This window comes from Companilactobacillus tucceti DSM 20183 (genome assembly GCF_001434665.1).
Taxonomy (GTDB): domain Bacteria; phylum Bacillota; class Bacilli; order Lactobacillales; family Lactobacillaceae; genus Companilactobacillus; species Companilactobacillus tucceti.
In genome coordinates, this window is record NZ_AZDG01000004.1 from 53,639 (window position 1) to 76,772 (window position 23,134).

The following is a 23,134-nucleotide window of genomic DNA, read 5'->3' on the forward strand; positions in this document are numbered from 1 at the left end:
TAAAAAAACTTTTAATCATTAGATGCTCTAATTAAGAATTGTGCCAATATTTTGTAAACTTGCTTTTTGAACTATTTTATCTGCCACAATTATGTCTAAAACAGCTGTACCAACAGTTTTAAAGATTGTTATATCTGAATCACTCTTACGACCTTTGATGTCTTTATTGACTAATTGTCCGAGTTCACCGTCAATATCTGCCTTTTTTATTAGAGCTTTTTCTAATGCTTGGATTATATCACCTGCTTCAGATAAAACCCCATCTAACGTATCGAAAATTATTTTGTCAGCTTTTTGAAGAGCAACCGCTGGAATCTCACACATTTCTGGAGTATATGCTCCTACACCATTAATATGTGTTCCTGGTTTAACAAGATCTCCGTTAAAAGTAGCCTTTCTTGAAGTTGTCACAGTCGTGATTATGTCAACTTTTGGAACAACTTCATTAGGATCAGAAACAGCAACAAATTTTGTTGAGAAGGTCTTTTGGAATTCTTTAGTGACTCTTTCGCAAAATTCTTCTGCTTTTTCCAAATCACGGTCAGATACATATACCGTATCTAAGTTACGAACTGTAAGCATTGCCTCTAGCTGTGTCAAAGCCTGTCCACCGGTTCCTATAAGAAGGGCAAACTTTGCATCCTCTTTAGACAACAAATCAGTTGCAGCACCTTGGATCGCCCCCGTTCTTAATTGTGTTAAGTATGTTCCATCAAGGATCGCATTAACAATACCTGTTTTAGCATCTTGAGTAATCATAGTTGCAGGTACACTGGGCAAACCAGATTTAGGATTATCAGGATAAACAGCTACTATTTTTAAACCTAATGTGGGATCTTCGCCACTTGTTGTTCCAGGCATATACAAACTTTGTCCATATCCCTCAACTGATAAATTAGTACGTAAAGGTATATCGGCCTTACCTTTTGAATAGAGACTAAGAGCTTTTTTGTCTTCCTCAATAGCTTCTTTCATACTTAAAACTTGCTTAATATCTTCAGCAGATAGATAGCGCATATTTATCCCTCCATTGATTTTGATAAACGAAGTAATCGATTTCATTATATCAACTAATCTGTTCTATTGCATAAGAAGTCTCAATACTCTTCTATTATTTACAAATTTAAAGTAAAATTATTTAAAAGTTAGGAGAAAACTTATGAAGGAAATAAAATATTCAAATAGTTTAAATTCAAAAGTTTATCAAGATGATTTAACAATCAGGAAAAAGGTTTTCGTAGAAGAACAAAAAGTTCCTTCTTCTATGGAGGTTGATGAAATGGAAAATAAGTGTATGTATGCTACGCTGTATATAGACAAAAATCCAGCAGCTACAGCACGTTATTTTCCAACTGAAGATAATGGAATTCATATCCAAAGAGTTGCTGTTTTAAAAGAGTTTCGAAAACAAGGATTAGCTTCATTTTTACTAAAAGATATTTTTAAAAAAGTTAAAAAAGATTACCAATATATTATTTTAGGTGCACAAGATCAAGCTCAAGAATTTTATAAAAAATTGGGTTTGCGTGTAGTAAGTGACCAGTACCTTGACGCTGGTATATTGCATCACGATATGCGCTTAGATTTGTAATATAGGGGATTATCAGACTAGGGGATTACTATGTACAGATACTTTATTCAACCACAATTAAATAAATACAATAATACCTTAATCGGCTATGAGTTATTGATGAAGCATGACACACCTGATGGATGGCGCCCGCCATTACATTTCTCAGATATACCTTCTCATACTTTAGCCGAAGTACTTGTTGCTACCACTAAGTTACTTTCATTAAAAATTGGCTCAGTGTCAGTAAATCTTAATAGAACTCAACTAATGGACCCTGAAGTTAGAAAGGCTATTATCCTTTCGCAAAGCCAACTAAGACCACTAAAATTAGTCGTTGAATTAACTGAAGAGCCCGGAAACGAACAATGGTCCAACGAAGATCTAATTCCTTTGATCCAACAATTCAAAAACTATGGTATGGACTTTAGTTTAGATGATGTCGGTACTGGTGAAAATAAATTGGATCATATTAGATCATTAGTTCCACTTGCTGATGAAATGAAATTTGCAATTCAGAATTTCTCTGAAAAGCTACGTGATCCAGATATTGAAAATAAAGTGATTTTTTGGAGAGATTTTACGAAAGAACACAATTTGCGTTTTATCTTAGAAGGTATTGAAGATAAGAACGATGATCGTTTAGCAGATACTTTAGAGATTGACCTACGACAGGGTTATTTCTATGGACGCCCACACCTTCTAAAGTTAGAGGGAGATAAATAGATTACTTATCTCAAACGCGCAAATAAACACAACTTTTTCCGCTTAAAGTAAACAGCTCCATCAATCCGCTTGGATTGATGGAGCTGTTTATTTTAATGCTCGAAAGCTGAACGTGTTTATTTGCGCTCTCTTTCCTTATCCACAGCCATTTGACCTACTAAGTTCAAATAATTAAATGGATTATCATAATTTGGTTGGAACAACATATCGATAAATGACAAATCATCGATCGTATTATTATTTTGAATACATACTGATATTGTATTTGCTGACTGTGCAACTTCATGCTTACTGAAGAATTGAGCACCTAATATCTTACGAGTGTCTTTATCGTAAACTAACCTGATCGTAAGCATTTCTGTCGTTGGCATATAATCTGGACGATAATAGTCATGATAAACGACTGCATCGGCGTTAAATTCATGCTCAAGTGCATTTGTTAAGGTCAAACCAGTAGAAGCTACTGTATAACCAAACAATTCCATTCCTGAAGTTGCTTGTGTACCCATATATTTTTGAATATTTCCAAAAATATTGATTCCGGCTAACGCACCTTGTCTAATAGCATTAGTAGCTAAAGGCATATATGAAGACTTGCCAGTTGGATTAAAGTTGACTGTACATGCATCCCCTGCTGCATAAATATCAGGGTCTGAAGTTTGGACATAGTCATTGATTATAATTGCACCATGACGATCCATATCAACTTGTCCACGCAAAAGATCAGTATTAGCAATAAATCCTGTACATACAATTACTAAATCTGCCTTATGATCTTCCTTGCTTGTCTCAATAACAACTTGATCATCACCACTAAATCCATTAACATGCTCGTTCAAAAATACATTAACACCATGTTCCTTCAAAAGATCCACAACATTATCAGACATTTCAGGATCTAAGTAATGATTTAAAACCTGATTATTTGATTGTATTAAAGTAACCTCATGGTCTGTATTAGCGTAACTTTCTGCTAGTTCTACACCAATATACCCAGCTCCAACAATTGCAATATGCTTATTCTTTTTAGCAGTTTCATAAATTGCTTTAGCTTGAGCATAACTCTTACACATTAGAATTTTTGAATTATCAATTCCCACAATAGGTGGTACTTGAACATAAGAACCAGTTGTCATGATCAACTTATCATATGTATCTTCAAAGACATCATGAGTCTCTAAGTTCTCACACATAATCTTTTTATTTTTAGCATCAATTTTTAAAACATCATGTTTCATACATACTTTGGCACCTAATTTCTCAAGTGTCTCAGGATCGGCATAAAACATATCTTCCAGTTTTTTAACTCTACGTCCTAAATACAAGGCTATCCCACAGGACAAGAAAGAAATATTATCATCACGTTCATAAACTGTGACTTCTGTCCCAGGATGATCCTTTAAAATCTGATCAACAGCAGCTGTCCCTGCGTGTGTACAACCAACTACTATAACTTTCACAATAATTCCCTCCAATATATAACTTTATTTTACTATATAAACAATAATATTGAATTTTATTATATATATTTTAATATTCTCGTAGAAAAAATACATTTTAGTGTTAATGTGTTAAGTGTATACCATTATATGATACTCGTATTAAAAAATAAAATCTCGGATTAGGGGTGAAGAATGTCAATTAATAACATTAATGGTCTTCAATCACTTTTAAGTGTCGACGGGAATATCAATGCAATAATCATCGGTCTTATTACGATAGGACTGATTACCATTATCACTGTATCAGCTTATTCTTTTGAAAATATTATAAATAATAGCAAAAAGAAATCAGTTAAAATAGGACTTCAAATAGCCGAAGGAGTCATCTTGGCTATTAGTATGATTTTGGTTCAGCATATCTTCAAGGCTTTAAACTCTGGAGATACGCGTAGTTGGTTTTATGCAACTACTCAATTGACATTATTACTCTATAGTCTTTACACTATGCAAAATTATGTCATTGAATTTATGAATATTGCAATGCCTATTTACGTCTTTGGACACCATCTTATAAACGGAAACAATAATTACTTATTACTATTTATTATCTTAACGATTTTACTGGCCTTAACAGTCAGTTATATTTCAAGAAACACCGATCAATTACTTAATTCTGAATGGAAATACATTATCCTACAGGTAATTTATGGTGCCATCTGGTGGGTAATAATTTGGTCGTTCCATCGCTTCACACTTTATTACACTATCAGCATGCTTGTCGGATTCGTTATTTATATGTCTATTATTAGATATATCGCTAAATGGATTCGTGATTCATTTAATAACTACCATGACTTATCCGAAAAAGTTAATTACGACGAACTTACAGGAATTAGAAATAGAGCAAACTTTGATGAAGTCTCTAGAGAAGTTTTTAAAGTTTACAGTAAAGATCTAGATGTTCCCTTAACAATGGTTATGTTTGACATTGACCATTTCAAAATTTTCAATGATGATTACGGTCACGCTGCCGGTGATGTGGTACTTAGACATGTTGCTACATTATTTGAAAAAGAATTGTTTAAAATGACTACTAGAGGACAAATTTTCCGTTTTGGAGGCGAAGAGTTTGTAATAATTTTCAGAGGTACTACTCCTGAGGATGCTTTAGAAGTTATTAAAAAAATTCGTAATGATTTGATCAATGATCCGGTTGAATACGAAGGTAAAGAATTAAATATCCGTATTTCATTAGGAGCTTCAGCATTGCAGCCATCTGACAAAAATGTAGATGATCTATTCAATCGAGTAGATAAATATCTGTATGAGTCTAAGAATCAAGGCCGTAATCGTATAACTGTTGAGGATGAAACAATTGCATTTAATTAAGAGTGCAAGGATACACGTTCAGCTGTCGAGCATTAAGGCAAACGACCCTATCAATCCGATTTTGGATTGATAGGGTCGTTTGTTTTAAGCAGAAAAAGCTGTGTATCCTTGCACGTTTACGCTTCATATTTAACCCTTCTTCAGGGTACAAAAAAAAGTTCCAAGTAAAAAAATATTTACTTAGAACAAATCTTAGTTGTTTTGCATTTCTAAATTTTTATAGCCTAAACGTGTGACTAAAGGCTGCAACCTCCACATAGCTACGAACCACGAATGATTGATGGAGCCAATCATTCGTGATTCTAGGCTATGCTCCGGTGGCAAACCGCCTTTTGTCACACTCTCACAAAAAAAAGATGAGATACTATCTCATCTCCGGGAAGGATCAGTTGTTTTGTCCTGATGGTCCTAGAAGTAATAGTAACCCATATAAAATTCATTCTCAATAGTTTAATAACTTTTTATAATAACCCTAGTTTTGATAAATGTGCTTATTTTTACTCTTTTTTAAACAAAGATTAACCATATTTTAAAGATTGTAGTGATGCTTTAACGAAGGAACGATTAATTTATCCATTCTTCCAATAATATAACCTTGAAAGAAAATTGCTAAAATAGTTCCGATTCCTACTGAATAAATCTTACCACTGACAAGATAACAAATAATCATGATAATTATTGGCGGAGAATAGCTCACTATTTGTCCCCACCCAGCCGATCCATGAAGATACTTGAATCTTAATAAATATGCTAATTCATCATTGGGATGTTGAATTATGTTACAACGCTGATAAATCGAAACAGCCATAGAAACACCAAATAGTCCGATAATATCAATTAAGATCCGTAAAAACATGTTCATTTGTTCAAAGTGAAGAGGTATATATAATTTGGTAAAAAATCCGACTAAATAACTAAAAGGTAATGAAAACAAAATATTAGAAATAAATATATGACCATCAAACTTTCCTAAAAGAAATTGATTAGTAATGGCTACTAAAATGGCATAAACAAACAAAGTCGTACCGTAATCAACTTTTATCAAATTAGAAATATTAACACCCGAAGCCATCCAGACAGCACTTCCGACATCACTATCTATCATTAATGCGTTTGAAGCTGCATTAAATATAATTGAGAAGGCTAAATACCCCATCCTCTTTTTAAAGTCCCCTTTTGTATCCATGCATCCACCCTCTTAATAAAATAAGCAGTCAAATGAGACTGCTTATGAAAACGTTTGTTTTTCATTATATCATCTAAAGATTGTAATGATGCTTTAGTGATGGAATAACTATAAAATCAGCTTTACCAATCATATAACCTTGTAAAAATATTGCCAAGATGGTTCCGATACCTACTGAATAAATCTTGCCAGTCATAAAATAACAAATAACCATGATCAATACTGGCGGTAAGTAACTAAAAACCTGTCCCCATCCAGCTGATCCATGAAGATACTTGAATCTTAAAATGTAAGCTAGTTCATCATTAGGGTGCTGAATAATATTACAACGTTGATAAATTGAAGCACCTATTGAAACACCTAATAATCCAATAATATCAATGACGACTTGCCAAAATAAGCCTAATCTCTCAATATGTAATGGCAAATATAATTTAGTAAAGAAACCCATTAAATAGCTAAATGGTACTGAAAAAATCAAATTTGAGATAAAAACATGCCCATCGAATTTCTTTAAGAGTAATTGATTAACTACAGATACAATAATGGCATAAAAAAATAGTGTTGTACCATAATCAACATTTATCAATTTAGAAATATTAACACCAGATGCCATCCAGACAGCACTTCCAACATTACTATCAACCATCAACGCATTGGACGCTGCAATAAATACAATTGCAAATGCCAAATAACCTAATCTTCTTCTATAATCCCGCTTTGCTTCCAAGTGCTACACCCTCTTCTAAGTTTAATTTACTCGAAAAAAAAATGACCGGCAAATTTTCCAGTCATATATGTAAGCGTTTTATAAAATGCGTGTAAAAGTGATACTTTTAACCTGCTATTTTGATACTTTCATTAGGATGATGTTTCAAAGATGGCATGAACCAATGATCTGCTTTTCCTATTAATATTCCTTGGAAACAAACCGCCAAAACAGTTCCTAATCCAACAGAATCGATCCTTCCTATAATAAAAAAGCAAACTAACAAAACAACTATTGGTGGCAAATAACTAAAGAACTGTCCCCAACCGGCTGAACCATGTAGATATTTGAACCTTATTATATAAGCCAACTCATCATTTGGATGTTGGATCAAGTTAACTCTTTCATAAACTGAACACCCTATTGAAGCTCCAAATAATCCTAAAACATCTAATAACACTTGCCAAAATAATCCCATATTCTCAATGTGCAAAATCAGATAGAATTTAGTAAAAAAGCCTACTAAATAACTAAATGGAAATGCAAAAACTAAATTTGATAACAAAATATGTCCATCAAATTTTCCTAATAAAAACTGATTAGCAATTGTCACAACGATTGCATATAGAAATAGTGTTGTTCCGTAATCTATCTTAATGATATTAGTAACATTTACCGCTGATGCCATCCACACCATGCTTCCAACACTACTGTCAATCATCAATGCGTTTGAAGCTGCTATTAAAATTATTGCAAAAGCCAAATATCCTAATCTTTTCTTAAAATCACTTTTTTCTTCCAAAAAATCCTCTCCCAGATAAGTCCTCAATAAATATCCTAGAACAAATTTTCGAAAAAAATAAGCGATTGAATATAATTCCAATCACTTATGTAAGCGTTTTATATAATTGCTGTAGATGTGATAGTAATCAGTTATCAAATCTAGTGTTTTGACACTATGCCTTTTTACCACCATTCATCATTTCATCCATACTGATCAAATGGAATTTATGCTCATGATCTGGATCATATGCTTCAATTTGTGCCATCATTCCAGTATCCTCATGCTCCAAAATATGGCAATGATACATATAAATTCCAAACTTACTGAACTTAACGGCAATTCTAACTGTTTCACCGGCATTAACTCCAACAACATCTTTCCAACCATGTTCATTTGGATAAACTTCTTTACCATTTCTACTCAAAACTAAGAACTGGCACCCATGAAGGTGGAATGGATGAATCATACCTTTATCCATGTCGTTAGTATTAGTAACATCCCAAAGAATAGTATCGCCAATCTTTTGTTTACGATCAATTCTTTGCATATCAAATAATTTTCCATCTAATTTTACTTGGTCATCCATACCTGACATTACTGTATGAACGATCTTGCTACCAGGAGTAACAACCGGTTTAGGAATCGTATTTAGATGTTCTGGTAATTTAACATCTTGCTTGACGTAATTTCCAATTTTGAATTTAAGAATTGGAACATCATCACTCATTAAAGTTACTTCGTCTCCTGGTTTTTTATCACCAAAATCAACAATAACTTCGTCACGTTCAGCAGTCGTTATCATCACCTTAGTCAATTCAACTGGTTTTGGTAAAGTTCCGCCATCTGAAGCTATTTGTGTAAATTCATGGTTATCATCAAAGTGTAATCTCCACTCACGACGATTTGAACCATTTAAAATTCTTAAACGAACACGTTGTGTTGTAACGTTGAACACTCCATTTATAGTTCCGTTGATAACAGCATATTTACCAAGTGTTCCATCCATATCATAGTCAGCTTTATAATCTAGTTGATTATCATGATAGTTTCTATCTTGTAAAATAATAGGAATATCATCAACACCATAATTTCTAGGAAATGGTAACTTAGCTTCCTCTGGGTCCGTTACAATAACCTCAGCAGCCAAACCGTTCCATACTTGGCGTGCAGTATTTGGACATGGATGTGGATGCAACCAATCTGTCTGTGCAGGTTGATCCAATGTAAAATCAATATCACGACTTCCACCTGGATAAACTGGTGCGTGTGGACCACCATCTACGATTGGACCAGTTACATTTAGACCGTGCCAATGAAAAGTAGTTACTTCAGGTAATTTATTAACTAAATGAATATGGTAATGAACACCTTGTTTAAAGACCACGGTTTTACCCAACAAGGGAGCACTGAATCCCCAAGTCTTTGTTTTCTTACCCGGTAAAATCTGGGTCTCCCCTTCTTGAGCTGTCAAAGTATAATAAACGTCATTTCCCTCAACTTTATCGGGCTTTAACAATTCAGGAATATTCAGAGGCTTCTCCGGTAGGTCTGTCTTCTCTAACGGGACATACCCACCATCATGCAAGTCAAAAACCGGCTCATCAAAGAAATAATCCGTATAAACCATACAATCGCCACCTATTAATTTTTTTTGAAAGTTCCGATACAGTTAACGACCGCTTCCAAAAGCATGCCGATCGCCATCATATACATTGCTATCATGTTTTTATTCTCAATCACAAAGTAAAACAAAATAGCATAGAATATAACCATAAAAACTGAAAACAATTTTGAACTGCCCATCAAAATCTCACCTTCAAACTGTTTACATTTACATCTTAGTCCTCTTCCTTAAATAGAAAAAGGCCGGTGAATAAAAAAAATCTGAGACATAACCTTATTTTTTAATACTACCTAAACGCGCGACAAATCATAGCTTTTTCCGCTTAAAACAAATGAGACAGTAATCCTATGGATTGCTGTCTCATTTGTCTTAATGCTCGAAAGCTGGGCATGATTTGTTACGCTCTACAACTTACCGTTCATAAATTGTGCTTCACCATTACCAAAGCTCCAGTCAGCTTTCGTATTGCTGGTGATATTTATCATAACATCAGATGGTGATATACCTACTTTTTCATGAAATGCTTTAACTAAACTTGCATAAAAATGTTCTTTATCGATTTCTTCTCTTGGACTTGATGTAAGACTGAATAATAAAACCTTATCAGTTCTTTCTAGTCCCAAACCTACATCCCATATAATCATTTCTTCAGGGTCATGTTGTGTGACTACTTGATATCTGTCACGTGGAAGTAAGTGTAATTCATCAGTCGCAACTTTATAAGAAATGTCCAAAATTTCCTTAATTTCTTCCTTACTGCGACCCTTGATCATATCAATTCTCATTAATGGCATATTATTTTCCTCTTAATCTTTTACAATTTTTCCAACAGCAATTGGCAAAGTAACATGCTGATCGTAATGACCAACTGCTCCTGCAATTGTATCTGGTAGTTCTAGGTCTTCTGGAACGCCATGAACATAAATAACTCTTTTATCTAATTCCAAATCATCGGTTCCGAATACTTCCTTAAATTTGGCTTGTAACTTATTTAAGGGTACTTCTTTTTCATATTCAAAGCTTCCATTTTCATCTGATACTGGATATGTATCATTTGGTACATTCATATCATGAGGTGCTGCATCAAAAGGTACCATAGTTGTTCCGGAAACAGACTCTGTTTCTGGTAGATCAACAAAACCATCACCGTTTACATCTTGAGCTTTGGTAGCTATTTGTGCTTCTTTACCATCTGGAAATCCGTGAAAATGCTCCCAGTGTTGAGTGTTTTTTGGTGTATCTTTCATTGAGATATGAATTTTTAATATATCACCAACAATTTCAAAAGTAGCTTTTCCATGTGCTGCTGTACCGATTTTTTCTTCGTTTAGTGGAACAATTTCTGCACTATATTTTTGTGTCATATTGTCTTATTCCTCCAACAATCTCTTCTTTGATTACGAGAGTAATTGTATACTGAACAGACAGATAAATAATTGACATATGTCAAGAAAGGACAAATTATTTTATGGTTCATGATCCAATAAAATGTGTTGAGCAGGTATCTATTTTTAAAGATGCACCTATGAATGTAATCAAAGCTTTAGCTAAAGCCTCAGTTCATCAAAAAAAGATCCCTGCAGGCCAAATGATTTATCAGCCAGGAGATCCTAACGATAGATTGATGATTGTAGATTCAGGACGTGTTAGAGTTTTTAGTTATGCTGATGATGACCGTGAAAGAACTCTTTATATGCTTAGATCAAGAGAGGTTGATTTAACAGGAGCTTTATTTACGAATCATTTACACCAAAATTTTGCACAAGCGGCCGAACCTACCGAAATTTGTTATCTAAAACAAGACGCTTTTAAGGATACTTTAAAAAAATACCCTGAAATGGCTTTGTCCTTAGTTGATCTATTAGGCGAAAGATTAACACTATTAGAACAACGAGATGTGACTGACACCTTACTTACTTCTAAACAACGACTCTTCAATTATTTACTTGAATTAAAGGAACAGTTCTCAAACAACACTTATAAATTACCCGTAACTAAAAAAGAATTGGCCCTATATTTAGGAATCACACCTGAAACATTAAGTCGCCAATTAAAACAATTAAATCAAGAAGGTAAAATCAAATTAGATCGTCGTAATATAACTATCCTTTAGTATTTATAGGCAATTACTTTACCATTAATATAATTAGCTAAATATATTTCTGAAACATCTAAATTCTGTTCTTTTAGCTTTTGTTCCACCCAAGCTTCATCATGTCCCATCATTTCCAATTCGTCATAATTAACTTTCCCATCTAAAACGATTGGATATTTAATATTATCTTCATCTTTCATGATAATTGTGAGTTGCCCGTTTTGTTCAAAAACGGCTCTTTTAACGTTACTAATATCTGTAACTCCTGATTGACGTAATTTAAATGACAGGTCACTTGCAGACAAGCCATTTTTCAAAGCTAGATCTACATCGATTTTTCCATTTTTAACGACCATCTTAGGTGAACCAATTATAATTCTTCTAAAAATAACATTATGATTGGATAGAAATTTTGCTATGAATACTATCAAAGTCCATATCAAAAGGACAATTGTAAATTGAAAAGTAGTAATACTGGAGTTATAAATCATTCCTCCGACAATACCACCTAGTACATAGTTTTGAAGTTGATCGATTGCACTATTTGGTGCAATATTACTTTTTCCAAACAAGTTGATTTGAATGACCATGAAAATAAACCCAATTGTTAACTTTAAAGCTAAATTGCCATATGAAAGATCCATTATTTCACCTATTTTCTAATTAGTTTAACTGATTTAGTATCCACAACATTGGTTTTGTTCAATGTATAACTGCTCAAATTATTATCAAAACTTACTCGATAATAGTCCTTGCCAATCTTTATCAACATACCCTCTGACAAACTTGAACTACTAGAAAATAGTTTATCCCTCGATACATTTTTTTCTTTGGCAATCGACTTCATCAATGTCAAAGTTTGATTGGTTTGATTATTTATATCAATTTGTTTTTCGTAGTTGTTATAATTGATACCGAAAAATAAGGCAATTGATAAAATAAAAATAATTGCCAGATCTCGATACTTATTATCTCTACGATTTCGATAATACATCACACCTGTAACTATCAAAGCAATAGAAAGAGTCAAAATCACAAATATAAATAAAAAATTAGGTTCTTCATTTTGAGCGTATAAATACTGATAAGAATAAAAACTCATATAAATCCCTCTCAAATTCATAAAACTTCATGATTATTATAGTATACAAAAAAGTTGATCTCATTTGAGATCAACTTTTTTATTACTTTAAAAGAAGCTTTTAATCATTGAAGCAATAACTTTAGCATGCGTTTCCAATGCAAAGTGACCACTATCAACTAAATCTACTTCTACATTTTTATCATCTTTTTTAAAGGCTTCAGCACCTGGATAAATAAATGAAGGATCATTTTTACCCCAAACGGCTAAAAGTTTAGGTTGATTTTCACGTAAATACTTTTGGAAGATTGGATAAGATTTAATATTATTTTGATAATCAAAAATTAAATCCAATTGTCTCTGATCGTAGTCTTTTCCATGAGTATAAGCAATATCCAGCATATAACCATCTGGCGAAACTACACCTTCTCTTGTTCCAAATGTATATTGTCCAATAATAGTTTCTGGGGCAAATGCATTTTTATAACTACTACGTTTTTCTTCAGTTGGATTATCCCAGAAGTCTTGTCTAGTTGCCCATTTGGAACCCAAACCTTCTTGATAAACATTACCATTTTGACTAATAATTCTTTTGATCCAATCTGGATGTTTAACAGCAATCTTAAAACCTATTGGTGCACCGTAGTCAAAGACATACATATAAAACTTGTTAATGGACAATTTCTCTAAGAACTTTCCCATAATTTCACTTAGATGATCAAAAGTATATTCAAATTTAGTGTGATCTGGAGATTCAGATTGACCAAAACCTGGATAATCTGGTGCAATTAGATGGAATCTATCTTCTAATTCTGGCATAAGATTTCTGAACATGTGACTTGCTGAAGGAAATCCATGGAACAATACCATAGTTGGCTTGTTTACATCTCCACTCTCACGATAAAAAATATCCAAATTTTCAACTTTGATTGTTTTATATTCTGTCATTTCTATTACCCTCTTAATTTTTCTTCGTTACTTGTTAATAATGCTGTCATTCTTGCTTTGTCATCACCCAATAAATCATCGGTTAATTTACCAAACTTTTCTCGACAATCATTAGCAGTTACCAAAAACTTTTTTCCCTGTGAAGTTAATGAAACTATCGTTGATCTACCTTCTGAGGTTAATTTAACCAAATCCTTATCAGACAAAGTTTTTACCATTCGTGATACCGATGAGCGATCATAACCCAATTGATGAGTGATACTCATGATTGATGCAGGATCACTATCTTCAATGTTCATCATAATATATGAATATGCCGGTTTCATATTTGTAGGGGCGTATACTTTATCAGCAATTTTTTCCACCGACCTCATGTACCTGGCGGCCGTAAAATATGCACACTTTGTATAAAATTCATGTTCCATAACGTTCTCCTTTTACGTATCGTGCATATACACTATAACTCTTAAAAAAATTATTTCAAGAGAAATTTAAAAAATATGACACAACTATATGCACCTTTAATATGTGGTATAGAAGTACAACAAAGTATTCTTTTTTTCTAATATAAATAAAACGAGATACCCAAAATGAAGTGCCCCATAAATGTTAGACATAAATCTAACATTTATGGGGCACTTCAAAATCGGATATCTCGTTTTATTTGCTTTAATCTTCAAAATTGAATCATGATTTGTCACAAGCTCTAAGTCTTATTTCAAATTACTTTTAAAGAAATCATTTAACTTCTCAAATGGAATCAAATCAGTACGATCATACAAGTCAACATGACCAGCATTTTTAACTTTATATAGTTCCTTAGGTTCTTTAGCAGCCTTATATGCATCTTCACTAAATCCTAATGAAATAGCATTTTCACCAGCAATAAATAATAATGGACGTGGAGAAACGGTCTCAATATCACTTAGTGAATAAAAGTTAAGTAACTTAACAAAACTAGTTAAAGTAGGTTTCGTTGTAGTATTGGCAGCTCCTCGTTGAGTACGATAAAAGTCATAAATTTCTTTAGAAAAAGCATCAGAATTTTCATCAATTTTTTCCGGAGTGCCACTTGTATAAATAGTATCAGCACCAGCTTTTTCAGCAGTTCTTTGATTAGATGCTTCATCGATCCAATTGGAATCTCCCATTGAATCACGAATTCCACGTGCAACGGCACCCATATCGGTCGAACTCACAGTTGTAATGGCCTTAAATCTAGAGTCCACCTTAGCCTCATTCAAAGCAAACCCACCTGAAGCACAAATTCCTAATACCCCAATTCGATTACGATCCACAAACGATAATAACCCTAAATAATCAACCGCGGCGGAAAAATCTTCAACATAAGTATCCGGTGAACCACTATATCTTGGCATACCACCAGAATATCCATGATATGCAGGATCAAAAGCAATCACAACGAATCCTCGTTGTGCCAATTGATTAGCGTATACCCCAGGTCCTTGTTCTTTTACGCCGCCAAACGGAGGCCCAACAACTATTGCAGGGTATTTATCGTCCTTATCGATTGATTTGCTGTAATATAAATCAGCTGCAATCTCAATATCGTAACGTGTTTTGTAGTATACATGCTCTCGAATGACTGAATTATCAAGTTTAAAAATATAATACTCATCTTCTGTTTTCACTCTTATTGCACTTGTATTAGCCATAAATTTTTCATCTCCTATTTTTTATGAATTATCATTTTCTAAAAATTACCAAGGTTGGTCAGTTGGTCCAACAGTAAATTCATTAACATTAGTATCTTCTGGTTGATCAATAGCAAATCCCACAACATTAGCAATTCTATCTGGACTGATTTGATATTGGTCGTACAAATCCTCTGCACCTTTAGCCGTATCTTTATCAGTAATCGTATTTAATAATTCTGTTTTAATAGCAGCTGGATAAATAGTAGCGGTTCTAATATGACTGTTCTCTTGAGCTGATTCCATACGTAAAACTTCCATTAAATCTCGAACTGCCCATTTAGTAGCTCCATAAACAGCTCCACCAGGATATGCCTTTAAGCCTGCAACTGATGAGGTGGTAATAACGTGGCCAGACTTTTGAGATTTAAAGGTTGGCAACACAGCCGCAATACCATTTAAAACACCTTTAATGTTTACATCGATCATTTGATTCCATTCTTTAGTTTTCAAATCTGACAATGGTGAATTTGGCATTAAACCAGCATTTAGGAAAATCACATCAACTTTTCCAAAAGTATCTTTAGCTAATTGCACGATTTTTTCATTATCTTCGGGGTCAGTAACATCCGTTACTTGATAAATTGCTTCTCCACCATCTTTTTTAATGTCACTAACTATTTGTTGCAATTTATTTTCACGACGAGCACCTAAAACCAACTTTGCACCCTTATTTGCTAATAGTTTCGCCGTTGCTTCACCGATTCCACTTGATGCACCTGTGATAATAACTACTTTATCTTTAATCATTTTTTAAACTCCTTAATGTGATTTATATTTATTATTTGAAATTTTAAACTTTGAAATAAATTCCAAAGCAACACTTATTTCTATGTAATTTATACTAATACCATTTTCCATATATGTATAATACTTATATTAGATAGCTAGGTATGATTAATAGTTATGATTAAATTTTAAAATCATTTCAAATCATTTCGAAATTTAATATGTATAAAAGTTAACTCAATCAGAGGCCAAATACGCTATTCATAAACGACTAAAAAAAACAGTAGCTCTCTTTAATTAGAGAACTACTGCTTTTTAGTATTTAAAATGATCCCTCTCGGAATCGAACCGAGGACCTACTGCTTAGGAGGCAGTTGCTCTATCCTACTGAGCCAAGGGACCATGTAGCACTAATAAATATAGTGCCACCATTATCAGTTAATGTAAAGTATCTTTATGGCGTCTCTTTCCCTTATTTTTCTGGTCACGGAGGCGCTTCTTTTGTTTATGTTTTGGCTTTTGTAAAGTTTCATGACGCTTATTTTTACGATAGGTTTCTTTATCTGAAAATGTACCATCATGATTTAAGAAAACCTTCTTAACATCGCTGTCGATCATATCTTTAAGATTACGGAAATCGTGGGTATTACCAAAAGTAATAACATTACCTTCCTTACCCATTCTTCCGGTTCTTCCAGCACGATGAACATACTCGCTCTTATCACGAGCAACCATATAATTAATAATAACTGTTATGTCGTCAATATCCATCCCTCTAGCAGCAACATCAGTTGTTAGCAATAAGTTCACCTTATTTGATGAAAAGAGCTGCACGGCTGACTTACGTTGTTGTGAAGACATCTTACTATCTAAAGCAACAAAGTTTGTCTTGTTATGATGAAGATCACTAATTATTTTATGCAGTGAACGAGAATTATTGAAAAAGACAATTCCCTTGAACTTTTTGTTATGTGCCATTTCTCGAATCAAAGCATCTTTAGTATTGTCAGTAGCGGCATTAATAAAGTAATGCTTGATTCCAGCTGTATATGTTTCATCATTTCTTTGGTCAATGACTTCAAAATCTTTGCCGAACCACTTATGCATGTCTGCAAAAATATCATTTCCAGTAGCCGAGAAGAATGTCATTTGAACATCCCCAGGCATTTGATCAATAGTTTCACGGACTGATTCCAATTTAGATTCGTTAAGCATTTCATCGGCTTCGTCAACGATCACTGTTTGGATATTGCCTAATTTTACTTTACGAGACTCAGTTAATTCTCTTAAACGTCCTAATGTAGCAATTATAATTTCAGGCTTTTCCTTCAATTTCTTTAACTGACGTTGAGGATTAGCACCACCTGTAATAGCTTGAACTTTACAATCAACTAATTTTGCTAAAGGTTGGATAACATCACGTACTTGCATTGCAAGCTCTTGTGAAGGTTCCAATATTAGAACTTGTAAACCATCTTTAGGTACTAAAGTTTCAATCATTGGCATGGTAAAAGCTAATGTTTTACCTGAACCTGTTGGTGCCATTGCAACTAGATCTTTTCCCTCTTTAAATGGTTTGTAAACTGTTTCTTGAATCTTTGTTAATGACTCAAATTGATTATCGTTAAAATAATCTTCATATAAACTTGGTATTTTCAATTTAGTATTCCTTATCTGCTTCGAATACAAGTCCAGCACTCATTCTGGCTTGTTCCAAAATACGGTTAACTTTTCGAGCGTATTCAAATAGTTTATCATAAGCTGCTTTATCATTCTCATTAATGATTCTAGCAAACTCAATTGCTTCTGAATCCATTGGATTATCACTCTTAGTAGTTGGGATCTCTTTTATTTCTTTTTTATCATCGGCTTCAGATACTTTAGTAATATCCCCACCGTTATCTAACAATAATGTCTTCTTACCAAAATAAATTTCAGTTGGTAAATAAGAATTCTTAGTTTTTCCAACAATAATATTTACATCAAAGTCTTTATATTTCAAAGTTAGTGAACCACTTCCATCAATTCCATCCTCTAAAAACTCAGGTTGGTATTTAACTTCTTCAGGTTGTCCAAACAAAACAACTGCATCATAAACTGTATAAACACCAAGGTCATACAATGCCCCACCTGAAAAGTCCGTTGTGAAAACATTTGGCTTCTTTCCTGCTAGGAAATCATCAAACTTACTAGAATATTTCATATAAGAAATAGTTGCTCCAGTCAGTTGTTCACGATTGTTATCAACATATTCTTGCACTTTCTTAAAAATGGGTTCGTGAATATGTCTTGCAGCCTCTATCATATAGACACCTTTTTGGTGTGCTAACTGATCTAAAATAGTGAATTCTCTAATATTAGAAGCACTTGGTTTTTCTAAAATAACATTCTTACCATGTTCAATTGCCATCTTAGCTTGCTTAAAATGCAAACGATTTGGTGATGCAATATAAACAGCATCGAAATCATTACTACTAAAAAACTGTTCTAAATCAGTACTAATACTGATATTTGATTTTGACAAATCGTCAATAAAGGACTGTGCCTTTGATTCTGTTCTTGAATAAACATGTGCTAATTTGAAGCTGTCAGTTTCTTCACCAGCATTTACGAATTGCTTGGTAATCCAGTTAGTTCCAATTATTCCTAAATTTATCATCAAATCACCTCTGATTTTCATTCTACTGATTTAGGTCAGTAATTGCCATAAAAAAACTTTTAGCAATACTGAAAAGTTGTCACTATAATAGCCAAAATAATTACATAAAGTTATAATTTGAGTAAATTTAGAACAAAATCGCAGGTGTGGAAAATGGATAACATATTTACTAATAGATTTGAAAAATCGTTAGCCAAAGTGACCTTAAAACTCCAGCGACTTCTATTTTACAAAATTGCTCAAAAAACTTTATTTATGATATTTCCCTTTGTACTAATAGGAAGTTTTTTAAGAATAATTCAAGTCGTAATTCTAAGTAAAGATGGATTCATTGGAATATTATTGCCATCTTTTGAAGATAATTGGTTTATCAATTCGATCATTGGTGTTACCAACAATCTATCTAATTTAACTTTAGGTTTTGTTTCTGTTTTAGCAACATTTGGAGCTGCCAAATACACTGCTAAGCATTTCGAGCGGGATGACCAACTAGCTGGATTGACCAGTATGGTCTCACTTCTAATAATTTCTTATATATATTCAAAATCTCAACCGCTATCATTTCATAACAATCTTTTAGGTATCCGGGGCGCTCTTTTTGCTATTCTGCTAGGCCTATTAGTTGGTTGGATCTTTAAGAAAACTAGCCCAGCTATTCCAAAGAATCCTCAAAAGAATTTTACAAGCAACATTTTACAACGAACTTTTATATCCCTTCGCCCAATTGTAATAGTCTTAATTCTTGCCGCTTTATTTAGCGCTTTAGTAAACGTTGCTTACTATTCCCACTTACCTGATGAATTTATGGACTCTTTAGCAGCAAATTATCAAAGTGGAAATGATGCTATTGAGTTATTAAAAATTATCGGAATAGCAATTTATACAATTATCATGTCATTTTTAGGTTGGTCTGGTCCTTATTCCCCAATCGATGTTGAAAAAAGTGACCCTAATATCTTAGATAATCTTTACTATGCTTTAACTAACCACACAGCTTGGGGGGCACCTCATCAATTCACCAGTAATTCTTTATATCATGCTTTTGCTACTTTCGGTGGTGCTGGATCGACATTGGCACTTATCATCGCTATCTTCATAGTTTCTCATGATAAAGATTTTCAAACAGTTGCCAAATGGACGATGATACCAAGTGTATTCAATATTAACAGTGGAATTATGACGGGAATTCCAGTCATGTTTAATATCGTATTCTTGATTCCATTTATCTTGGCACCATTAGTCAGTTTATTAATTGCGGCCGGAGCGATTTATCTTCGTTTCATGCCGCCAACAGTATATCCGATACCTTCAGGAACTCCTGGACCACTAATTGCCTTTATTGGTACCAATGGAAGTTTCCAAGCTTTATTTTTTGCCATAATTGATTTAATAATTTCTGTTTATATTTATATTCCCTTTGTAAAATTGGCTGAAAAACTCAAGAAGATCGACAACTTAGCTATTGAAGAAGGTGACTTCGATGACTAACAAAAAAAACTTTAAGTATCTAGTTTTTTTAGCATTATTCTTAGTGATTCTGGGTATACCTTCATACTTGTGGAATAAAAACAGTGTTAAAACAATGGCTGGACGATATAATTCACCAATGTCACCAATAATTATGATTCCCGGAAGTAGTGCTTCTGCTAATCGATTTGATAATCTTGTTAAAACGGTAAATTCCCAATATGGCGAAAGACACAGTCTATTAAAATTAACCGTTCACACAAATGACAAGATAACCTATTCCGGCACTATTAGAACCGGTGATACTAGACCATTCATCGTTGTAGGATTTCAAAATAATAAAGACGGATACGACAATATAAAAAAGCAAGCACGTTGGTTCAATATTGCCTTTGATCAATTGAAACAACGATACCGTTTTAATAATTTCAATGCCTTTGGTCATTCAAATGGTGGCCTGATTTGGACCTATTATCTCGAACACTACTTTAATGACGATACGATTGACGTAAATCAAATGTTAACCGTAGGTTCTCCATATAACTTTGAAGAAAAAGACCCTAATAAACGTACTCAAATGTTAAACGACTTTATTAAACATCAAGATAAGTTACCTGCTGATTTAACATACTATTCAATTGCTGGAACAAAGCTCTACACAGATGATGGTATTGTTCCGCTTGGAAGTGTGGACTCTGGTAAATATATTTTTGAAGGTGTCATAAAACACTACACTCTGATTACTTTGACGGGTAATAAAGCTGAACACTCCGATATGATAAGCAACTCCCAATTTGTCACCTTATTCCATCAATATATGATAGGTAATAATAAAAATGGGCAAAATCAGCCACCAAATAAGAATCCACGTTAATTCTTGTATTAGTCTGAAAGTTTAAATACAATGTTGATATGGTATATATAGACTGGAATTTGAGCTGGGCGAATAACTTTGCGATGTTATTTTTAATATTACAACTTACTCACTACTTTTTAAAAGAATTTAAACCATATAAAATTTTAACCGACATTTTTATTTCGCTGATTTTTGCATATATCGGTCTATTTATCGACGACATCTTTATTTTAATGTTCGTAGGATTTATTTTGGCAATACAACTGGCACTAGCAAAGGATCATAAATTAAAATTAAAACCGGCAATATCACTAGTTATGGCAGCAAATTTGCAGTTAATACTTTCCAGTTTGGCAACATATATTGCAAGAATCTTATTATTCATTTCATCTGGTCAATGGAAGCTTAGAACTCTAGAAAGATATCAAAATGTATTTATAGGATTAACTATTATCGTTACTGTAATGCTAGTTTTAATATTCATAATTTCATTAGGACCATTTAGAGAACGTATCACTCAAACGAGATTGCAAATAGAGCACTATCATTTAGGTAAACGTATCTTTATGATTGTTTTGAGTGTCTTTATTTCTTTGATCGTCATTATGACTATCAGTGATTTCCAAGAAGTTACCGCAACTATTCAAGCGGCATTGATTATTATATTCACCATTTTGATCTGCTTCACCTATTGGCAAGTGACCTTCTTTATTAAGACTTTTGCCTTACAAACTGAAGCCAAAGAAAAAATGGAACGAAACGAACAATTGAATAATTACTTGACGCTAGTTCAAAAACAATATACTGAGCTAAGAAAATTTAAACATGACTTTCAAAATATCATGTTATCTTTGGACCAAGTCTTAAAAGACAATGATTCAAAGCAATTGAAATATTACTATGATTCCTTATTACATGAAGAAGATGACTTAAACAATGTCAAAAGTGGCAGTATTACTCAAATTCAGTCCATTGATAATGATGCGATTAGAGGATTAGTGATTCAAAAATTCTTTAGTGCCAAAGCTAAAGATATAAATTTACATTTTGAACTGGATCAAAAGCATTACTCCATCAAACCAAACATTTCAATAGTACGTATATTAGGTGTTTTATTAGATAATGCTATTGAACATGTTCAAGAATCCGATGATAAAAATATTACCTGTGCCTTTTTTAAAACGGGTAATACCCTTGAAATAACGATAGATAACAAAGTTAATGAAAAAATAAACATCAACCAAATTTTTGATTGTGGGTACTCAACTAAAAAAGACCATACCGGATTTGGATTAACCAATGTCCAAGATTTAGTTAATCATTCTCAAGATCTGTTCTTAGATTCAAAAATTATTCATAATCATCTAATGATGACCTTGATTGTGTTAGGAAGTGAGTAAATGTTTCCCGTTTTTTTATTAGAAGATGACGATATTCAAAGGCAACATTATAAAACCTTTATCGATAATGGCATTATGATAAATGATGCTCCTATGGTATTAAAAAAGGCTGTAGCGACCACTGAAGAGTTATTTACAGATGATTTACCAGAGCAAGGTTTATTTTTCTTAGATATGGAAATAAACGATAATAAAACAGCTGGACTAGAGGCTGCCACAAAAATAAGGCATCAAGTACCTTTGGCACAAATAGTATTTATAACGACGCATGATGAATTATCGATCGTCACACTTGAAAGAAGAATTGCTCCACTTGACTACATTCTTAAAGATAAAGGTTTTGAAGATATAAAGAAAAGAATCAATAACGATATTCAATTAGTTCAAGTTAATATTGAAAAATATACTCATTATTCCCAAAATCTCTTTGGATATAAAATTGGTGAAAGATATTTCTCCATTATTATGGATGATGTAATTATGCTGATGACTGAAAAAAATGCACCTGGAAAAATAACTCTAATTGCAAAAAATCAGCGAGCAGAATTCATAGGTTCACTGAATGGACTTGAGAAACAATATAACAACCTCTTCAGATGTGATCGTAGCTTTTTAGTAAACCTTGAAAATATCAGAAGTTTTGACTCATCCAAAAAAGAATTAACATTTATTGATGGTTCAACTTGCAAAGTATCATTTCGTAAAACAAAAGAATTAACAGAAAAACTAAAAAAGCTGTAGGAAAAATTTTCCT

General features: G+C 33.1%; 24 protein-coding genes and 1 tRNA gene. 8 read left to right on the forward strand and 17 right to left on the reverse strand.

All coding sequences use genetic code 11. The features are described from left to right. Positions 1-27 precede the first annotated feature (27 nt). Positions 28-1,017 (reverse strand): ornithine cyclodeaminase family protein, encoded by a 990-nt coding sequence (locus FC72_RS02765; protein ID WP_057764561.1) that lies wholly within the window; start codon positions 1,015-1,017, stop codon positions 28-30. Positions 1,018-1,159: 142 nt separating this feature from the next. Between FC72_RS02765 and FC72_RS02770 the strand changes: the two genes are divergently transcribed. Together FC72_RS02770 and FC72_RS02775 are read left to right on the forward strand one after the other, a co-directional pair. Continuing rightward, positions 1,160-1,591 (forward strand): GNAT family N-acetyltransferase, encoded by a 432-nt coding sequence (locus tag FC72_RS02770; RefSeq protein WP_057764562.1) that lies wholly within the window; start codon positions 1,160-1,162, stop codon positions 1,589-1,591. Between the two features lie 30 nt (positions 1,592-1,621). After that, positions 1,622-2,296: an EAL domain-containing protein gene (locus FC72_RS02775; protein ID WP_057764564.1), complete on the forward strand. Its 675-nt coding sequence runs from the start codon at positions 1,622-1,624 to the stop codon at positions 2,294-2,296. A gap of 116 nt (positions 2,297-2,412) precedes the next feature. On the opposite strand, the gene FC72_RS02780 is transcribed toward FC72_RS02775, so the two are convergent. Further along, positions 2,413-3,756, reverse strand: a complete 1,344-nt coding sequence (locus tag FC72_RS02780) for an FAD-dependent oxidoreductase (RefSeq protein ID WP_057764566.1) — start codon at positions 3,754-3,756, stop codon at positions 2,413-2,415. Between the two features lie 174 nt (positions 3,757-3,930). On the opposite strand from FC72_RS02780, the gene FC72_RS02785 reads away from it, so the two are divergent. Further along, positions 3,931-5,127, forward strand: a complete 1,197-nt coding sequence (locus FC72_RS02785) for a GGDEF domain-containing protein (RefSeq protein ID WP_057764568.1) — start codon at positions 3,931-3,933, stop codon at positions 5,125-5,127. 529 nt (positions 5,128-5,656) lie between these two features. Here FC72_RS02785 and FC72_RS02790 read toward each other — a convergent pair. The 6 genes from FC72_RS02790 to FC72_RS02815 form a co-directional block, all read right to left on the reverse strand. Then, entirely contained in the window at positions 5,657-6,313 is a 657-nt protein-coding gene (locus FC72_RS02790) for a DUF6198 family protein (protein WP_057764569.1), read from the reverse strand. A gap of 73 nt (positions 6,314-6,386) precedes the next feature. Continuing rightward, positions 6,387-7,043: a DUF6198 family protein gene (locus FC72_RS02795; RefSeq protein ID WP_057764571.1), complete on the reverse strand. Its 657-nt coding sequence runs from the start codon at positions 7,041-7,043 to the stop codon at positions 6,387-6,389. A gap of 106 nt (positions 7,044-7,149) precedes the next feature. Beyond that, on the reverse strand, positions 7,150-7,824 hold the full coding sequence (locus tag FC72_RS02800) for a DUF6198 family protein (protein WP_057764573.1): 675 nt from the start codon (positions 7,822-7,824) through the stop codon (positions 7,150-7,152). A gap of 154 nt (positions 7,825-7,978) precedes the next feature. Further along, entirely contained in the window at positions 7,979-9,433 is a 1,455-nt protein-coding gene (locus FC72_RS02805) for a multicopper oxidase family protein (protein ID WP_057764575.1), read from the reverse strand. A 401-nt stretch (positions 9,434-9,834) separates the two neighbouring features. Next, complete coding sequence (locus FC72_RS02810) at positions 9,835-10,224, reverse strand: tautomerase family protein (RefSeq protein ID WP_057764577.1); 390 nt, start codon at positions 10,222-10,224, stop codon at positions 9,835-9,837. 12 nt (positions 10,225-10,236) lie between these two features. Then, positions 10,237-10,794: a hypothetical protein gene (locus FC72_RS02815; RefSeq protein WP_057764579.1), complete on the reverse strand. Its 558-nt coding sequence runs from the start codon at positions 10,792-10,794 to the stop codon at positions 10,237-10,239. Positions 10,795-10,955: 161 nt separating this feature from the next. Between FC72_RS02815 and FC72_RS02820 the strand changes: the two genes are divergently transcribed. Further along, the gene (locus FC72_RS02820; protein ID WP_162253515.1) at positions 10,956-11,543 is read left to right on the forward strand and encodes a Crp/Fnr family transcriptional regulator; all 588 of its coding nucleotides are present in this window, start codon (positions 10,956-10,958) and stop codon (positions 11,541-11,543) included. On the opposite strand, the gene FC72_RS02825 is transcribed toward FC72_RS02820, so the two are convergent. From FC72_RS02825 to FC72_RS02865, 9 genes are all read right to left on the reverse strand, one after another. Then, the gene (locus FC72_RS02825) at positions 11,540-12,169 is read right to left on the reverse strand and encodes a DUF421 domain-containing protein (protein WP_057764584.1); all 630 of its coding nucleotides are present in this window, start codon (positions 12,167-12,169) and stop codon (positions 11,540-11,542) included. The two genes, FC72_RS02820 and FC72_RS02825, sit on opposite strands and share 4 nt — an antisense overlap. Before the next feature lie 8 nt (positions 12,170-12,177). Beyond that, positions 12,178-12,627 (reverse strand): DUF3290 family protein, encoded by a 450-nt coding sequence (locus FC72_RS02830; RefSeq protein WP_057764585.1) that lies wholly within the window; start codon positions 12,625-12,627, stop codon positions 12,178-12,180. Positions 12,628-12,714: 87 nt separating this feature from the next. Next, on the reverse strand, positions 12,715-13,554 hold the full coding sequence (locus FC72_RS02835) for an alpha/beta fold hydrolase (RefSeq protein ID WP_057764587.1): 840 nt from the start codon (positions 13,552-13,554) through the stop codon (positions 12,715-12,717). 5 nt (positions 13,555-13,559) lie between these two features. Continuing rightward, complete coding sequence (locus FC72_RS02840; protein ID WP_057764589.1) at positions 13,560-13,979, reverse strand: MarR family winged helix-turn-helix transcriptional regulator; 420 nt, start codon at positions 13,977-13,979, stop codon at positions 13,560-13,562. 288 nt (positions 13,980-14,267) lie between these two features. Further along, entirely contained in the window at positions 14,268-15,230 is a 963-nt protein-coding gene (locus tag FC72_RS02845; protein ID WP_057764591.1) for an alpha/beta hydrolase, read from the reverse strand. A 45-nt stretch (positions 15,231-15,275) separates the two neighbouring features. Further along, a complete protein-coding gene (locus FC72_RS02850) occupies positions 15,276-16,019 on the reverse strand; it encodes an SDR family oxidoreductase (RefSeq protein WP_057764593.1) in 744 nt (247 codons plus the stop codon). Between the two features lie 307 nt (positions 16,020-16,326). Further along, positions 16,327-16,400: transfer RNA gene (locus FC72_RS02855), tRNA-Arg, on the reverse strand. Between the two features lie 36 nt (positions 16,401-16,436). Continuing rightward, positions 16,437-17,657, reverse strand: coding sequence for a DEAD/DEAH box helicase (locus tag FC72_RS02860; RefSeq protein ID WP_057764595.1), 1,221 nt, complete (start codon positions 17,655-17,657; stop codon positions 16,437-16,439). A 1-nt stretch (position 17,658) separates the two neighbouring features. Continuing rightward, positions 17,659-18,657: a Gfo/Idh/MocA family protein gene (locus FC72_RS02865; protein ID WP_057764597.1), complete on the reverse strand. Its 999-nt coding sequence runs from the start codon at positions 18,655-18,657 to the stop codon at positions 17,659-17,661. A gap of 153 nt (positions 18,658-18,810) precedes the next feature. On the opposite strand from FC72_RS02865, the gene FC72_RS02870 reads away from it, so the two are divergent. The 4 genes from FC72_RS02870 (at position 18,811) to FC72_RS02885 (ending at position 23,121) form a co-directional block, all read left to right on the forward strand. Continuing rightward, positions 18,811-20,145 carry a PTS transporter subunit EIIC gene (locus FC72_RS02870; protein ID WP_057764598.1) on the forward strand — a complete coding sequence of 445 codons (1,335 nt, stop codon included), beginning with the start codon at positions 18,811-18,813 and terminating at the stop codon, positions 20,143-20,145. Further along, positions 20,138-20,998, forward strand: coding sequence for an alpha/beta hydrolase (locus FC72_RS02875; RefSeq protein WP_057764600.1), 861 nt, complete (start codon positions 20,138-20,140; stop codon positions 20,996-20,998). Before FC72_RS02870 ends, FC72_RS02875 begins: the two co-directional genes overlap by 8 nt. An 83-nt stretch (positions 20,999-21,081) precedes the next feature. After that, entirely contained in the window at positions 21,082-22,380 is a 1,299-nt protein-coding gene (locus FC72_RS02880) for a sensor histidine kinase (protein WP_057764602.1), read from the forward strand. Then, positions 22,381-23,121 (forward strand): response regulator transcription factor, encoded by a 741-nt coding sequence (locus FC72_RS02885; RefSeq protein WP_057764603.1) that lies wholly within the window; start codon positions 22,381-22,383, stop codon positions 23,119-23,121. Positions 23,122-23,134 lie beyond the last annotated feature (13 nt).